This window comes from Alicyclobacillus sacchari (genome assembly GCF_004366795.1).
Classification (GTDB): Bacteria; Bacillota; Bacilli; order Alicyclobacillales; family Alicyclobacillaceae; genus Alicyclobacillus; species Alicyclobacillus sacchari.
The window spans coordinates 74,045-90,186 of the sequence record NZ_SORF01000010.1 but is presented as its reverse complement, the minus strand read 5'-3'; the positions used below and the strand labels follow the sequence as shown (position 1 = coordinate 90,186).

At 55.3% G+C, this 16,142-nt stretch carries 14 protein-coding genes; 5 read left to right on the top strand and 9 right to left on the bottom strand.

The window, feature by feature from the left end:
* Window positions 1–88 precede the first annotated feature (88 nt).
* From C7445_RS10690 to C7445_RS10665, 6 genes are all read right to left on the bottom strand, one after another.
* The gene (locus C7445_RS10690; protein WP_134160177.1) at window positions 89–1,774 is read right to left on the bottom strand and encodes a M14 family metallopeptidase; all 1,686 of its coding nucleotides are present in this window, start codon (window positions 1,772–1,774) and stop codon (window positions 89–91) included.
* Between the two features lie 37 nt (window positions 1,775–1,811).
* Entirely contained in the window at window positions 1,812–3,410 is a 1,599-nt protein-coding gene (locus C7445_RS10685; RefSeq protein WP_134160175.1) for a peptide chain release factor 3, read from the bottom strand.
* A gap of 396 nt (window positions 3,411–3,806) precedes the next feature.
* Window positions 3,807–4,787 (bottom strand): aldo/keto reductase, encoded by a 981-nt coding sequence (locus C7445_RS10680; RefSeq protein WP_134160173.1) that lies wholly within the window; start codon window positions 4,785–4,787, stop codon window positions 3,807–3,809.
* A gap of 50 nt (window positions 4,788–4,837) precedes the next feature.
* On the bottom strand, window positions 4,838–5,398 hold the full coding sequence (gene lepB, locus C7445_RS10675) for a signal peptidase I (RefSeq protein ID WP_134160170.1): 561 nt from the start codon (window positions 5,396–5,398) through the stop codon (window positions 4,838–4,840).
* Window positions 5,399–5,507: 109 nt separating this feature from the next.
* On the bottom strand, window positions 5,508–6,503 hold the full coding sequence (locus C7445_RS10670; RefSeq protein WP_134160168.1) for a PQQ-binding-like beta-propeller repeat protein: 996 nt from the start codon (window positions 6,501–6,503) through the stop codon (window positions 5,508–5,510).
* A 4-nt stretch (window positions 6,504–6,507) separates the two neighbouring features.
* Window positions 6,508–7,398, bottom strand: coding sequence for a phosphodiester glycosidase family protein (locus C7445_RS10665; RefSeq protein WP_134160166.1), 891 nt, complete (start codon window positions 7,396–7,398; stop codon window positions 6,508–6,510).
* Between the two features lie 402 nt (window positions 7,399–7,800).
* Between C7445_RS10665 and C7445_RS10660 the strand changes: the two genes are divergently transcribed.
* The 3 genes from C7445_RS10660 to C7445_RS10650 all read left to right on the top strand — a co-directional run bounded on the left by C7445_RS10660 (window position 7,801) and on the right by C7445_RS10650 (window position 11,628).
* Entirely contained in the window at window positions 7,801–9,174 is a 1,374-nt protein-coding gene (locus C7445_RS10660; RefSeq protein ID WP_134160164.1) for an APC family permease, read from the top strand.
* 22 nt (window positions 9,175–9,196) lie between these two features.
* Window positions 9,197–10,105: an acetamidase/formamidase family protein gene (locus C7445_RS10655; RefSeq protein WP_134160162.1), complete on the top strand. Its 909-nt coding sequence runs from the start codon at window positions 9,197–9,199 to the stop codon at window positions 10,103–10,105.
* A 227-nt stretch (window positions 10,106–10,332) separates the two neighbouring features.
* Entirely contained in the window at window positions 10,333–11,628 is a 1,296-nt protein-coding gene (locus tag C7445_RS10650; protein WP_134160160.1) for an MFS transporter, read from the top strand.
* A 58-nt stretch (window positions 11,629–11,686) separates the two neighbouring features.
* On the opposite strand, the gene C7445_RS10645 is transcribed toward C7445_RS10650, so the two are convergent.
* A complete protein-coding gene (locus C7445_RS10645) occupies window positions 11,687–11,956 on the bottom strand; it encodes a hypothetical protein (RefSeq protein WP_134160158.1) in 270 nt (89 codons plus the stop codon).
* A gap of 221 nt (window positions 11,957–12,177) precedes the next feature.
* Between C7445_RS10645 and C7445_RS10640 the strand changes: the two genes are divergently transcribed.
* Window positions 12,178–12,474, top strand: coding sequence for a hypothetical protein (locus tag C7445_RS10640; RefSeq protein ID WP_134160156.1), 297 nt, complete (start codon window positions 12,178–12,180; stop codon window positions 12,472–12,474).
* A gap of 120 nt (window positions 12,475–12,594) precedes the next feature.
* Window positions 12,595–13,692, top strand: coding sequence for a nitric oxide synthase oxygenase (locus C7445_RS10635; RefSeq protein ID WP_134160154.1), 1,098 nt, complete (start codon window positions 12,595–12,597; stop codon window positions 13,690–13,692).
* A gap of 40 nt (window positions 13,693–13,732) precedes the next feature.
* On the opposite strand, the gene C7445_RS10630 is transcribed toward C7445_RS10635, so the two are convergent.
* Both C7445_RS10630 and C7445_RS10625 read right to left on the bottom strand, forming a co-directional pair.
* The gene (locus C7445_RS10630) at window positions 13,733–14,740 is read right to left on the bottom strand and encodes an LLM class flavin-dependent oxidoreductase (protein ID WP_134160216.1); all 1,008 of its coding nucleotides are present in this window, start codon (window positions 14,738–14,740) and stop codon (window positions 13,733–13,735) included.
* 98 nt (window positions 14,741–14,838) lie between these two features.
* The gene (locus tag C7445_RS10625) at window positions 14,839–16,065 is read right to left on the bottom strand and encodes a benzoate/H(+) symporter BenE family transporter (protein WP_134160152.1); all 1,227 of its coding nucleotides are present in this window, start codon (window positions 16,063–16,065) and stop codon (window positions 14,839–14,841) included.
* Window positions 16,066–16,142: the final 77 nt, after the last annotated feature.

Here is a 16,142-nt window from a genome sequence, read left to right as displayed (position 1 = left end):
TTGTGGCCTAAAGAAATTGCTCATTGCAGCGTAAGGGCCTAAGCGATCTCGACAAATCGCCTAAGCCCCATGGCGGAAGAGGATAACATCATTTCGCAGTGCGGATTTCCTGACTCACTCGGCCAGCTCGCGGGCCAGCGAATGAAACGGTCAACTGTGCGCCCTCAGCGGCTCGAATCAACCACTCCGCATACGCGCGCTGCTGTGCGGGCGGCGCATAACGGTTGCGTGCGCCGTATCCATCGAGATGGCCGATCGGTTGCGGCGACACGCCAGCTATCATCTCGTAAGGCCCAATCAATTCCGCGCGAATGCCTTCCAAGAGCAACTGCTTGCCTTTGTCGGTACTCGACGTCGGTAAAAAGCCGGCATTGCCCACCTCGGCAACAATCCGGTACACCCCATCTTCTACACGCTCGCATGTTGCATCTGCTATGGTCAGCTTTGCTGTGGAGAGGCCGAGTTTCGTCAAAAACGCACTGACCTTCTGGCATTCTTCCGGTAGTAGGCGCAAAGGTGGATTTTGAATGACAAATTTCGGATCAAGGCCGCCAATGTCCACAGGCCCAAAATCCGGGTGTTCGAAGGGTGTCCAGTCGAACAATCCATCCGCCCCAAATTCCTGTGCCACATAGGCATATACCTTGCGCTCGTCTTCGAGGATCTCCTCCGGCGACAGCGCGAGCAAGGCACGCATTCCATGTTCGCCGTACCCGCGAGCCCCGGCACGGCCATCCAAATCCCAGATTTCAATGGTGAAACCGAGAATCCCAAGGTGATCGTACATCCAATCGTCAGCCGCGCCTGGCATCAAAACCTTCTCGTGGCCAGTGGCAAACTTCTCGTAGTTCGATCCGGAAAAATATCCGCTCACTTGCTCCCCGATTGTCGCGACCTGCGTGAACAAGGCGCGATCGACTTCTGAGAGAACCGAATCATCGCCTGTCGACGGCTGTCGCAATATCACACCGCCCGAAGTATGCAATGCGGCATACGCCGAGATATTCGGATGACGATGAATGAAGTCTGCGAGTGCTCGCAACTCCGGCTCCGAGAGTGGATAGGGACCAGCGCCGCGCTGTCCAGTCTCACCTGCCCAGCGGATCGGAAAGTTGCGGTTAAAATCCATGCCATGGCGCCGCGCGGCCTTAGCCGTCGGCAACGCAGGCAGCGGCCCCGTTTTGGCAGCGCGATCGATCCGCCCTTCGGGAAATACATGATAATACGTACCTCCGAACTCGCCTGGACGGCGCGGGCGCATGACGCGAGGATCGATTTCGTCGATTGCATAACCGCCGTCGTCCGCAGGGACGCGCATCATGAGCACGCGGCCATCGCCGTTGACATCGTCTTCCACGAATCCATCCGGGGTCTGCGAGTGTGGATAGAGATGTGGACTCGATCGAAAACGAGCCGGTGTCGTCAGATACAGTTCTGCCCCGTCCACCGCAATGCGTGGTACGACGTATACAGTGTGGCTGCGAAGCAATTCTGTCGCTTCTGGATCATGACCATATTGCTCGACGCACCACTGAATCCAGTACATGGCCACGGCATTGCCAGAGACCTCGCCGGCATGAATGTTTGCGTCGACAAACACCGCCGCCTTGTCTTCCGGGTTGCCAAAGGCGGCATCGGTCAATGTCACCGCCGCGATATCCCTGCCCTGACGGCTCTGACCGATAACCTCAACGCGCATCAGTTGTGAATTCGCTACTGCCAACCGCCGCAGTTCCGCCCACATCTCGTCATATGTCCAATACCGTGCCTGCATGTCCCCATCCTCCTGCCCGTGACTTCATCTCATGATTCTACGTCGTGCTAAGTCCATACGACGTCGTGTGCAACGTCAGGCCCGCATTCCGCTCGAGCATCCAATGGATTGCAAACTCCGTCTGGAACAGCATGACGGCGCGATCGTCCTGGTCCTTGACAATCAAGCTGGCATACCTGTCGAACTGCAGTTCATCGATGGGTATTGCAGTCTCCACCCAACGTGCATAGGCATAGGGCAACCGCAAAAGCTCAACATCCACCCCATACTCGGCGCGCATGCGATGCTGAAACACCTCAAACTGAAGCTGACCGACGGCACCCAGGATCATGTCCTCGGTGCGGTTGGCCTGGCGAAATACCTGAATGGCCCCTTCTTCAGAAAGCTGTGCAACCCCTTTGTGAAACTGTTTGTACTTCAATGCGTTGGGCACCGAAACGCGTGCGAAATGCTCTGGTGAAAACAGCGGCAAGGGCGGAAAACGAAAGGTCCCTCGCTCACAAAGCGTATCCCCGATGCGAAAGTTGCCGGGATCAAAGATGCCAATGATGTCTCCGGCGTACGCCTCGTCCACCGTCTCCCGATCTTGGCCAAAAAACTGTTGTGGTTGGCTCAGAGCGATGCGTTTGCCTGTGCGTACATGTTGCACGCTCATGCCTCGCTCGAAGCGACCCGAACAAATGCGCACAAACGCGACTCGATCGCGGTGCGCCGGATTCATATTCGCCTGAATTTTGAAGACAAAACCACTGAACCGTTCGTCCTCCGGATGAACAACGCCTTGATCCGTCTCGCGTGGCGCAGGCGGCGGCGCGAGTTCAAGAAACGATTTCAAGAATGACTCGACGCCGAAGTTGGCGATGGCGCTGCCAAAGTAGACTGGTGTCAGCTTACCTGCGGCAACCAGAGCGGGATCGAATGGATCGCCTGCGACATCGAGCAATAGGACATCCTCTTGCAAACGCTGATGCAAGGCATCACCCAGGGTTTGCGTCACAGCGGGATCGTCCAAATCAGGCATCGCAATGGAGACCATGTCATCCGTGCGGCTCGTAAAGCGTTCGAAGCGCCGTTCGTGCCGATGGTAAATGCCCTGAAAATCGGGCCCCATACCAATGGGCCAGTTCATCGGGCAGGAGCGTATACCAAGCACACGCTCGATCTCTTCGAGCAACTCAAGCGGCTCCTTACCCTGGCGATCGAGTTTATTGATAAACGTGAAGATGGGAATGCTGCGCATGCGACACACTTCAAATAACTTGATGGTTTGCGGCTCAACGCCTTTTGCCGCATCGATCAACATCACGGCGCTGTCCGCTGCGGCCAGCGTGCGATACGTGTCTTCACTGAAGTCCTCATGGCCTGGTGTATCGAGAATGTTGACCCGGCAGCCAAGATAATCGAATTGCAACACAGTAGACGTCACCGAAATCCCACGCTGCTTTTCGATTTCCATCCAGTCCGACGTCGCGTGACGGCGTGCCTTCTTGCCCTTGACCGCGCCGGCTTCACGAATAGCCCCGCCGAACAGCAACAATTTTTCAGTAAGCGTCGTCTTGCCCGCATCCGGGTGCGAAATGATGGCAAACGTGCGACGCGTCATGCAGACCGGCGCATTGTGATCTGGTTGTGTCATACAGCAACTCCTGTGCGATTACGAATTCGGTGCAAATAAAACAGGTCATCTCCAAACATGCAGGCGTGCACGATGAAACGTGATGATGAATGTCCTCAGACAAACACCACAGGCCGTGCACTGTAACACAATCATACATTGTACAAGAAGGGGGGATATGATGGACAGGGAATCAGTCACCCCAAGCAAAAAGCGCGGTAGCGGACGAGCACTGGCTATAGCGGCACTCGTCGCGACCGGAATCAATATTGCGGCCACCATGATCAATACATGGGCAACAGTCGTCAACAACATCGTGACGGCGCAAAACACTGCCGCAACGGTTCGAAACAGCAAATCGGGAGGTCGTAACGATCCGCCGTCATCGCGCTCCAAACTCCGCTCACCGCGACGCCGTCAACGAAAACCTAACACAGGATGAGGCACGTAAGGCTCCTCCAAAAACGCCATTTCGTCCTCTGTCAACTTCACGTCGAGCGCGGCGACAGCATCCTCGAGATGGTGCATCTTCGTTGCACCGATAATGGGCGCCGTGACAACGGGTTTCGCAAGGACCCAAGCGAGCGCGATCTGTGCACGCGGCAAGCCTCGTCGTTGCGCCAATTCCGCCACCCGCTCGACAATGCGTTTGTCCGCATCGGCCGTTTGCGCATACAGGCTCTTGCCAAACTCATCTGTCTCCGAACGCGCAGTCTTCTCGTCCCAGTCTCGCGTCAAACGCCCGCGCGCGAGTGGGCTCCATGGAATCACGCCAACCTTCTCCGCTTCGCACAGAGGCAACATTTCGCGCTCCTCTTCCCGATATAAAAGGTTGAGGTAATTCTGCATGGAAACGAATTTCGTCCAGCCATGCTTCTCGGCCGTGTATTGAGCCTTCAGGAATTGCCACGCGTACATCGAAGAAGCACCGATATAACGGGCCTTGCCGGCTTTCACGACGTCATGCAGAGCCTCCATCGTCTCCTCAATGGGTGTCGTGTAATCCCAGCGGTGAATCTGATACAAATCGACGTAATCTGTCCCAAGTCTGCGCAGACTGTTGTCGATCTCCGCCATAATCGCCTTGCGCGATAATCCGGCGCCGTTTGGGCCCGCGTACATCCGCCCATGCACCTTCGTCGCGATCACGATTTCGTCCCGCCTCGCAAAGTCGCGCAAGGCACGGCCGACAATCTCTTCACTGGTCCCATCCGAATAGACGTTTGCCGTGTCAAAGAAATTGATACCAAGTTCAATCGCCCGGCGAATAAACGGTCTACTCTGCTCTTCGTCGAGCACCCAGCGATGGTTGCCGCGCTCCGGCACCCCATAACTCATACACCCTAAACAAATGCGCGATACCTCAAGCCCCGTGTTGCCAAGCTTTCTATATTCCACAGTGCATACGCCTCCCTCGTGCCGATAACATAAAAGGGCGCGAAGCGCCCTTATACGTGCTGTGATATGAATCCAATTCTGTTGAAGGGGTACAGGACGATGTCGGCCTCCCCAACAATGGCCGATTGGCTCACATATTTATGTACCCACATCCGGCTGTCATCAGAGATTGGGCGATTGTCGCCCAGCATGAAATAGTGACCAGGCGGAACTTTATACGTGCCCGTTTCTGCACCGTTCGATTTGGCAATGTCCGGATTGGTCTGCTGCAACTTCTTGCCGTTGATGTACACCGCATTCTCCGTCACCGTGACGGTGTCCCCAGGCAATCCGATCACGCGTTTGACAAACAACTCTTTCGGATCATCCGGCCAATGGAACACGACAACTTCTCCGCGATGTATCGGCCGCAGTTCGGTTGCCAATTTGTTGACGACGACGTACGCAAAGTCGCGCGAACTGGTCGCAGGTATGGTCGGGTACATCGACGCCGACGGCACGCGCGCAGGACTAACGACCCATTGACGCAATGCCAATGCCAACGCGACGCCCACCGCAATCGGAATCACAATTCCGGTAAACCAGTTTTGCCTCTTCTTCTGCTCCTCCAACCTGCTGCCACATCCTCGCATGTTCTTTCACCGACAGACCAACTGCGGTTATCCAGCCTTACGGCGGCACACCCAATTATACGATAGATTGTCTGGCTTGACATCCGCATCAATCGACAATCACCCGATACATGCTGCCGCGCACAAGCAGAATATCGTGGCCAGCGAGCATCAGGCGCGCGCCTGGTGGCGCCAACCATGTCAGTCCTTTTGCCGGATCGATTAAGGCATCGCGGTGGACGACATAGATGCGGCCAGTGTGATCGATGACGATGTCGGCCGGACGCACAGGCTGGCGCAACGTGCCAATGGTATGCCAACGCTCCCCATTGTATGCCTTGACAGAGATCGCCTGCCCCGCCTGATTCAAACTTGCACCGTAGACGGTGTTCCCGCGGCCGGCGATGATGGCGACATGGGTCGCGATTTGTTGCAGAGCGCCCGAGCGCCACTGATAGAGGCGATTGGACGCGTCAGAGAGGTACAGAGTCAGCGCCGTCGTACTGTCGTAAGCGCGCCGAATGGCGAGATTGGCGATACTGCGCTCATACATGTGCTCGTTCGTATCAAATTGGAACACTGTGTTTCCGCCATCCCCGGCGTAGATCACGAACACGTCGTTCGTGTATGCACTAAACGCAATCTCCCGCAAACTCTCTCCCGCAGGCGCGTCGAGCTGTGCGATCGCGCGAACGCGCTGATTCAGCACGTCGTCCGTGTACAGCACATTGTCCGCAGTGACGAAAAACAACAGCCTGTCGCTGATCCACGTGACGTGAATAATGGGCGCATGTGCCTGTACGCGGTCGATCACGACACCAGACTGAGCGGCAGCCACCTGCAACCGGCCGTCTGCACCCAACACGGCAAGTACATTTCCAGACGGGCTACCGGCGACCATTTTGGCGTCACTCAGGCCGGCCAGTTTGATCGCTGATCGCAGCGACAGCGTGGGATACGGTGCCGGTTCGCGCACCTCCACCGTCTTCCAGACGACTGCCGGCGGTCGGGCCAACGCAACCGAGCGAGTGCCCAAGATAGCCGCGACGGCGATCAGCAAGAGAGCGACTATGGCAAAGGCTTGCTTCGATTTTCCTCGAATCATACCACTACCTCACGATCAGCGCGGTGCCGACGCTGCGCTCACCCAAAATGTCAGTCGGTTGATTGACAAGCCTTCCATCAAACACCATCGTGGCAGACGATCCACCATCGAGATTGGCCGCCGTCACCGCGCCATACGACAGCATGAGCTGTTCGATGTCGCCAAGGCTGGCACCGATGTCGTTGGGACCTGTCAATTCGCGGCCGTCGGTGACAATCATGATCACGGTTCCATCGGCGCGCTGACCTATGGCGGTACGAGGAGCATAACCCCAATCGCCGGCACCTTGGATTTGCCCAACGCCGTTCTGAACGAGCGTGGGTCCAAACATGAGCGCTTGGGTCACACCCATGGCCTTGAGTTGCGCCAAGGTGTACGTTCCGGAAATGAGCTTGCCCGTATGAGTAAAGCCAATAATGCTCTCCGGATGGGTCGCCGATGCAACGACCTTGCCATCGGAAATGACAATCCCTTGCACTTGGCCACCGGTTCCTTGCCAGTTTGTATCCGTAAACGATCCGCCATTGATACCGGCCACCGCATGATGATCATCGACAAACTGCTCGACCGTCTCTCCCACGTTGCCCATGTATTGGGTAGCGACAACCGAGACGAGTCGCGGATCGGAAACGGTCAACACGTATGCGTTGTATGTACCGAAGTGGCGCACATCCAGGTGAACGCCGTCGGGCACCATCCTGGGTTTGACGACAACGGGCGCGAACAATGGCTTGTCCGGTGGCGGTTCGGTGCGCGGCGGTGACGCAATATGACGCACGCGTGTGTGCACAATGGGGGGCTGTTTGACATGCTGAAAAATCCAATAGCAAACAGAGGATACAATTGCTACATACGCAGCCGCAGCCGCAGCCGATTTTCGCCAAAAAGGGCGCACCCGTACCAGTCCTTTGTCTCGTCCTGCACCAAGCCAATATAATGGTGGATGTCCGAAAGGGGGCACCCTTTCGGACTATTCATTCACCCCTATCTTCGTACAGTTTGAGCCAGAGGTCTATTGGAATTTTTGCATGTCGTCACGTTGGCTGCCGGCCGTCACTGTTTTCCCTTGCCCGACTGCGAACGTTGTTTTTCACCCTGCACGCGCTCGACGTGTTCTTCAATCGGCAACGTCTTGTTTGCATCGTTGTGCACAGGCTTCGGCTGTTTGCCCATGTTCATCCCTCCTCTCAGGTAGTATCGGAGAATCACTGTAAAAGTATTTGCCTGCGCTTACGTGCACAACGACGCAATCGGCTGTATAATCAGAAATTACGGATAGGACTAGGAGGTTTCTACAATGTCTTTCAAGCCATCACCACATCCTGAATCACAGGCCAAAACGATCGGCGACGGGCAGCAGCAACTGAAACGCACGCTTTCCGTGTGGGATCTCATCATCTACGGCATGATTTTCATGGTCCCCATCGCCCCGATGGCCATTTACGGACAAGTCGTCCAAACGGCCAATGGCATGGTCGTGCTCACCTACTTCATTGGCCTGATTGGCATGATTTTTACTGCATTTAGCTATGCACGCATGTCCGAGGCATTTCCCATCGGCGGATCGGCGTATGCGTATGTCCAACGCGGCTGGAATCCTATGGTGGGCTTTATGGCAGGATGGATGATCTTGCTCGACTACATTCTCGTCCCTGCATTGTTGTATCTCGTATCGGCATCTTGGCTGACGCAGCTCGTTCCAAGCATTCCGACGTCGGTATGGATAGCCGCCTTTGTCATCTTCAACACTGCAGTGAACTTTTTTGGTGTACAAATGACAAACCGCGCCAATTGGGTCATGCTCGTCATCGAACTGGCGACGTTCGTTCTGTTTTGCGGCGCTGCACTGGTATATGTAGCCGGGCATCACGGCGGCACTTCATTCACGTTCGCCCCCATTTTCCAAAAACAAGGATTCAGCCTGAGCATGGTCGGCGCCGCGACATCCATCGCCGTCCTTAGCTTTCTTGGTTTTGACGGAATTAGTACGCTGTCTGAAGAGACGAAAGGCGGCCGCAAGACCGTGGGCCGCGCTACCATCTGGGCTCTCATTTTTGTCGCCGTTCTGTTTATGATCATGACGTACCTCGCGGCCGTCGCCTACCCAGATTTTCGACATTTCCCAAATGCCAACGTCGCATTTTACTTTATCGCCGAACGCGTCGGCGGTACCTGGTTAAAAATGTTGTGCTTGGTCGTCACCGTGATCGCCTCCGGCATCGCCAACGCCCTCGCTGCCCAGGCCGCCATTTCGCGCTTGTTGTTCAGCATGGGGCGCGACCGCGTTCTGCCGCCAGTGCTTGCGAAAGTCCACAACAAGTTCCGCACGCCTTACGTGTCGATTCTGCTCGTCGCCGTGGTTTCGCTCATCGTCAGTTCGGTGTCGTCTATCGACGCACTCAGTTCGTTGGTGAACTTCGGTGCACTCACCACGTTCATGGCGCTCAACATCAGCGTGATCATTCACTTTTTCTTCCGCAAGCGCTCAGGACGGTGGTTCAGCCACCTCGTCATGCCGCTTCTCGGCTTCGCGGTCATTTTGTACGTGTGGATCAATTTCTCGCATACAACGTTCTACTTTGGCATCGGTTGGTTCGTGATCGGACTCATTGTATTGGCGATCACGACACACGGTTTTCGCCAAACGCCAAAAGTGCTGGACATTGAATGATTTCTATGAGGGGGTCTGCTCCGTGACCAAACACAAGCTTGGCAAGTCACATCTCATCTACGCGCTCTCTCCGGAACTGGAACCGGCCTTGCGCGTACAACCCGGAGATATCGTCGAGATCGAAACATGCGACTGTTTTGAGGATCAGATTCAGGATGAGACACAGGATTTCGGAACGCTCGACTGGAACCGCATCAACCCGGCGACAGGCCCTATCTATGTTGACGGAGCGCAGCCGGGAGACTTACTGGTTGTCGACATTTTGTCGATAGAGTTGGCAGAACGCGGCGTGATGACGACCGGCCCCGGTCTTGGCGTCCTCGGCGACGAATTACAGGAAAACGCCATTCGCATGATTCCCATCGAAAACGGGGAAGCCGTATTTGCGAAAAATCTGCGCCTGCCGCTAAGACCAATGATCGGCGTGATTGGGACGGCACCGAAGGGCTCCGCCATTCCTTGCGGCACCCCGGGAGATCACGGTGGCAATATGGACTGCACGCGCATCGCACAAGGCGCGCGCTTGCTTTTGCCCGTCAACGTGCCCGGCGCCTTGTTCGCGTTGGGCGATCTCCACGCCGCCATGGGCGACGGCGAAGTCGGCGTCTCCGGCATCGAGATCGCAGGCAAGGTGACAGTCGCCTTGCACGTCTGGAAAGAAGCGCACTGGCCGCATCCTATGGTTGTCGACGACGAGCATATCATGACGATTGCATCGGACGAGACACTGGACGCGGCGGCCAATCGAGCGGTCAAGCATATGGCAAGTTTGCTCGCGCAGGAATCGAGCATCACTCCCGCGGATGCTATCATGCTGTTAAGCGCCGCCGCCAATCTGCGCGTCTGCCAGATTGTCGATCCGCTGAAAACTGCTCGCGTTGAATTGCCGAGAAAACTTGCTCGGCAGCTTGGAATTGAACTACCACGATAACAGTGCCTCCATATCAGTGATCACAATCGGATGCCGGGCCGCCGCGCCCGGCTGTATTTCGTTTGGCCTCTGATAGTCCCGCAAAGCCCCCCTAATTCCGAATCTGCGTATATCACATTTGGCAAAAGCATCGAGCCTAGAGCATCGGGAAAGCTATTGACGGCCTCGCATCGGTCGCGTATGGTAAAGTCAGGATACGTACGTGCGGAGAGTGCAGGTGGTCGTCTTTGCCTCAGAGTGAAGCCAGTGTCTTTCGTGTACGAAATTTCTGGATACTGCTCATTGGCACATTGTTCTCCGTCATCGGTGATAATGCCTACTTCACCATTCTCGGCTGGTTTGTCCTCAATGTCACCGGATCGCAGCTTGCCCTCGGCACCACGATGACGTTCGCCGCGATACCTCGCATCGTCTTCATGCTGGTTGGCGGCGCCATCGCGGATCGCGTAAGCCGTAAGCTGATTATGTCGATCTCGCTGTCAATGCGGGCAGTCATTTTGGTCTTGTTCGCCTTGCGCCTCATTACGGGCGGCGCCCACCCTTCTCTGTGGATGATTGAGACGATGGCGACCTTATTCGGCGCGATCGATTCTTTTTACTATCCTGCGAGCGGTTCCATCATCCAAGTCGCCGTGGCGGAGCCGTTGGTTTCCCGCGCGACGAGCATTCTGCAAACCGTCCAGCAGTCCAGTACGATTCTCGGCCCTCTGCTTGCCGCCGGCCTATTGGCCATGCGCCGTTATGGACTCATGTACGCCACCGTCGGCACCGTCTTCGCCTGTGCCTCGCTGATTGTGGTCGCGTTGCGATTGCGAACACTGCAGGCACAAGAGGACGACATGAAAACAGATGAACGGCCAAAAACTCCTTCGGTCTTTCGGGCCATCAGCGAAGGTTTACGCTATGTCACCAGCATTCGTCTGTTGCTCATCGTCATGTGCTTGAGCTTGTGTATCAATTTGCTGTGCACAGGCCCACTCAATATTGGCATTCCCGTGCTGATTCGATCCCGCGGTTGGACGGGATCCACCTTTGGCGAGTATGAAGCAGCTTTGGGCATCGGTGCCCTTCTGGGCGGTGTGTTGGTCTCGGTTTTGAAAGGTTTGCGCGGAAAAATGCTGTGGATTGGCGCATGCGGCGCCGTCATGGGATTGCTCATCGCCTCGCTCGGCTACATCCCCATCCGAGCCGGCGGCATGCTCGATATGGCAATCATCGGAGCCATGATAAGCATTGTGAACATACCGTTTATCGCGTTTTTGCAAGGATTTGTGCCAGCCGACAAACTTGGGCGCACCATGTCCGTACTCATGCTGGTCGCAACCGGCTTCACTCCCATCAGCTACACCTTATCATCATGGATCCTCCAACAGCGAGTGCCTGCACAAGCACTGTTAACGGGATGCGGTATTGGGATTGCGGTAATTTTTTCTCTGTTATACGGTTCACGCGAATACAGGCGGGTAGATTCACACCCGTCGTTGCAGGGTGAATCCGATCCCGCCCAACCATTGGACGCCTAATGTGTGGATACTACATGCAGAGATCGCAAACCAGGCCCAGGCCGACATGCCTGTGCCGTCAGTCTCGAAGTTCCTCCTTGACCTCTTCCAGCGTTTCAGAAGCTTCCTGATAATGGTCGGTCAGCCGATTCACCGCAACTTGATTTTCGGACTCCAACGTGACATCGATTGCATTGCGTGCCCGATCCAAGGCGTTCTCTGCCTGCTCGACCAATGTTTCATCTGGATATGAAACCGCTTGTTGCACCGCGTTTTCCGCTTTATTCAGCGAATTCGAAGCATCCGTCAAGGCAGTCTGGACATTTTGACTACGCGGCCGCTTGGTCATGCCATCAACCTCCTGCTCGCCATGTTCCCTGTTACATTGCCCAAGTTGGCCCACTACATGCAAAAAACAAATGGCGTACCTCATGTGCTGGGCTACCTCATCCATGAAGGTGCAACTTCTCTGCCAGTCCATATCGAGTTTGAATCTTTTTTAAGAAGCTTGCCCTATATTCCTCTTAGGGCCAGTGGTTGGCCAATTCTAGTATCAAGGGTGGGATTTCGGTGAAGAGGGCTTTTTTAACGACTATGGCAACTATCGCATTCCTTGCGGCACCATCCATCGCGTTTGCAGGTACATCGAAAAATACGCATACAGCGGCCACGCATACCACAACACATGTGACCAAGGCAAAGACAACGGCTAGCAACAAAGTGAAGCAGGGCAAAGTTGGCTCCAAAAAGAAGGTCACGGTGAACAAGAAGAGTACGACGGGCAAGAAAACGATCGTCCACAAGAAGACCGCAAGCAAGACAACCAAGGCAAAAACTTCGACCGGTAAGTCCTCCAAGAAAAAATAAGGCATATCACAAGAGCGAATGACCGAGTCATTCGCTCTTGTGTTGTACCCTTCGCTGCAACTTTTGTCGAATATGTTTATATGGTAAAGTAAGGCTAAAACGTATCCCAAGAGGTCACCCATGCAGTTTCCACGCCATCTTATGGAACAGGCTCGTTCCTTCATTGACCAGTGCTATACAGAACTAGGCAAATCGGAAACAGAGAAAACCCAGCGCTTGGAGCAAATTGAACATGATCTCCGTACGACCGGAAGCTATCGTCATACATATGAAGAATTGGAACACGGTGCACGCATGGCATGGCGCAACAGCAACCGCTGCATTGGACGTCTGTTCTGGCGGTCGCTGTCTGTCTTCGATGCAAGAACTGCGGATACTCCCGAAGCTGTGTTCAATTTGCTTCGTAGACATATCGAGTACGCAACAAACGACGGAAAAATACGGCCGACCATTACCATTTTCCGCCCTGCCTCGGAAGATAGCGAAATCCGCATTTGGAATCATCAATTGATCCGATATGCGGGATATCAAACCATTTCCAACCGTGTCGTCGGCGATCCCCAATCGGTTCCGTTCACCCGTGTCTGCCGACAACTGGGTTGGACCAGCAACCAGGGAGCTTACGACATCCTGCCAGTTGTTGTTCAAGTCGGCGAAGCCGTTCAATGGTTTGACATCCCACGTTCATCTGTTTTAGAAGTCCCGATTCAGCATCCGCACATGCGGGAAATTTCAGACTTGGGCATGCAATGGTACGCTGTGCCAATCATCAGCGATATGGCGCTGCTGATTGGCGGGATACGATACAGCGCCGCACCATTCAATGGCTGGTACATGGGGACGGAAATCGGAGCCCGCAATTTGGCGGATACGAATCGCTACAATATGCTTGCGGCGGTGGCTGATGCTATGGGATTGTCACGCACCTCGGACGCAACGTTATGGAGAGACAAAGCGCTCGTGGAATTAAACCTCGCTGTGCTCCACTCGTTTCGCAAAAAAGGGGTTACAATCGTCGATCACCACACGGCCGCGCGCCAATTTGCGTATTTTGAGCGAACCGAAGCCGATGCAGGTCGGCAAATCACGGGGGACTGGAGTTGGCTGATTCCACCATTGTCTCCGGCAACCACACACATCTTCCACAGCAGCTATTCAAACGACTTCCAACTTCCAAATTACCTCCGTCAACCTTGTCCATATGCTCATCTTCTATAGAAAAGGCGGATTCCTTGTCGGATCCGCCGGTAAGAGGCTCCTAGTCGCGCATGACATCCGCCACAATTTCATATGATCGAACACGGGCAGCGTGATCATATATTTGCGTTGTGATGATGATCTCGTCCGCCTTCGTGGCGTCGCGAAACGCCGCCAGTTTGCGGCGTACGGTCGCAGGCCCACCCACGACAGCCAGGCGGCTGCGCGTTTGAATGGCCTGCCATTCCATGGGTGTACACCAGTCCTCGATGTTGTCCACAGGCGGCTTCAGTTGCCCGGGGCGCCCGCGCAAAAGGCTCAATTGCTGCAACTGCGACGACGTCGCCAGATACTCTGCTTCCTCGTCAGTTGGTGCTGCAACGACAGCCGCTCCAACCATGACATAAGGCTCAGACAGCCATTCTGAAGGCTGAAAATAAGATCGGTAGACATCCAGAGCAACCAATAAGTAATCGGGCGCAAAGTGGCTCGCATAGGCGAACGGAAGTCCTAACTCTGCGGCGAGGCGTGCGCTAAAATCACTCGAGCCAAGAAGCCAAATGGGAATGTCGATGCCTTCGCCAGGCACCGCGTGTACGGAGCGCGGCTCCCCCGCAGGCGGGTGAAAAAACGAACGCAGTTCGGCGAGCAGATCTGGAAAGTCCGCCCCATGCCGATCCGGTGCACGCCGCAAAGCTCGAATCGTCGGTGTATCACTCCCCGGTGCCCGGCCAAGCCCGAGATCGATCCGCCCCGGATATAGCGAGGCCAATGTGCCAAACTGCTCGGCGATGACAAGCGGTGCGTGGTTCGGCAACATGATACCGCCCGATCCGACGCGAATCTGCTTCGTGCCCCCGGCAATGTGTGCGATCACGACGGCCGTCGCCGAACTCGCAATCCCCGGCATGCTGTGATGTTCCGCCACCCAGTAGCGACGGTAGCCAAGCTCTTCCGCACGGCGAGCGAGATCGAGACTGTTGGATAGCGCGTCGGCGGCAGAAGCCCCTTCGACGATCGGTGCGAGGTCAAGGACAGACAGCGCGAGCCCGTCTCGCGTCAGTCCCATATCGTTGTTCAAGGTAAAACCCCCTTATGGGAACACAAACAACGTAAGACGACAACAACCGCCTTATTATAACGCGCACCCTAGGCAAAACCGAAACCTCAGTGGGAAGCGTCGACAGTGGTATGACGAGATAACGTTGCGTGATCGTCCCGCTCGAGAACGTAGGATGCACACACACCGCCGACCAGTCCCCAGAACGGAGAACCAATATGCAGCACGCTCACACCGGATACGGTGATTAAGAATGAAAACAAGGCGCTCTTCTTGAAACCGCCGCCGAAACTCATTTTGAGTGCGTCGGTCAGCACGCTGATCATCGCGATCCCGCCGAGCATAGCAATCGTCGACTGCGGCACAGCATGCGGAATGGAGGCTGCGATGGGCGCAAAAAGGCCGAATACAATCGATAAGACACCTAGAACCACGGCCGAACTGTATTTTTGATCCGCCGCCCCCGACTCCTCACCAGTCAGCAACGCAGTCATAGGTCCCGCGACGCACGCCGTATGGGCACCGACCAGTCCATTGACGATAGAACCAATGCCACTCCAACGCGTCATACTGTTGACCGGCGGCTGATAACCCTCACTCTGTAAAACGGCAATGCCCTGCGCATTTTGGATCGCCACCACCGTCAACACAAGCGGCAACACCAGTTGCGAAATGGTTTCCCCGCTCCAGGTCGGCATGTACAGATGCGGTTTCGCAATGGCGACCGGGGCCCCCGTAACATGTACTTGGTGTGCAAGGATCAGTGTCAACGCGGTCGCGAGGATGGCAGCCAAAACGGGCGGAAATGTTCGTGCCACACGCGGTGTTAGATGGCAAACCATGAACACAAACAACGGAACCCCGTTGACGAGTGGCTCTTCGCGGACGGCCCGGAACAAGTCAATACCGAACGGGAGCAGGACACCAGACACCATGCCCATCATGACTGGCATGGGTAACACGCGCATAAGCCTGTCGATCACACCTGTGATGCCAAGGATGAAAATGACAGCGCCAGTGATCAAATAAGCGCCAATGACATCGGAAAACGAGTGGTGCGCAAGCGTCTGCCCGACGAGTACCGCTCCGGGGATCGAGAATGCAAAGCCGATGGGCTGTCGGAACAACAACGCCTGTAGAAGCGTCAAACAACCCGGGACGACGTAAATGCCAAAGATCCAGGAAGTCGTCTCTGCTTCCTGCAAATGCCCTTGTGCTGCAGCTTGGAGGACAATGAGCAACGGACCTGTGGCTCCAAACAACCAAGCGATAAAACCGTTCGTGAAACTCCCTAACGACATAGCCTTCGGTAACGCCATGATATTTCGAAACAAACGACCTCACCCCGTGCATCAGCAGTTCTGCTCTCAACTTGAGACCAACAACCACCTTACATCGGGATTTGACCATA

Excerpts from the sequence above, each read along its gene's own strand:
- C7445_RS10690 (WP_134160177.1), bottom strand. The coding sequence starts at position 1,774 with ATGCAGGCACGGTATTGGACATATGACGAGATGTGGGCGGAACTGCGG.
- C7445_RS10685 (WP_134160175.1), bottom strand. The coding sequence starts at position 3,410 with ATGACACAACCAGATCACAATGCGCCGGTCTGCATGACGCGTCGCACG.
- C7445_RS10660 (WP_134160164.1), top strand. The coding sequence starts at position 7,801 with ATGTCTTTCAAGCCATCACCACATCCTGAATCACAGGCCAAAACGATC.
- C7445_RS10645 (WP_134160158.1), bottom strand. The coding sequence starts at position 11,956 with ATGACCAAGCGGCCGCGTAGTCAAAATGTCCAGACTGCCTTGACGGAT.
- C7445_RS10635 (WP_134160154.1), top strand. The coding sequence starts at position 12,595 with ATGCAGTTTCCACGCCATCTTATGGAACAGGCTCGTTCCTTCATTGAC.
- C7445_RS10630 (WP_134160216.1), bottom strand. The coding sequence starts at position 14,740 with ATGGGACTGACGCGAGACGGGCTCGCGCTGTCTGTCCTTGACCTCGCA.
- C7445_RS10670 (WP_134160168.1), bottom strand. The coding sequence starts at position 6,503 with ATGATTCGAGGAAAATCGAAGCAAGCCTTTGCCATAGTCGCTCTCTTG.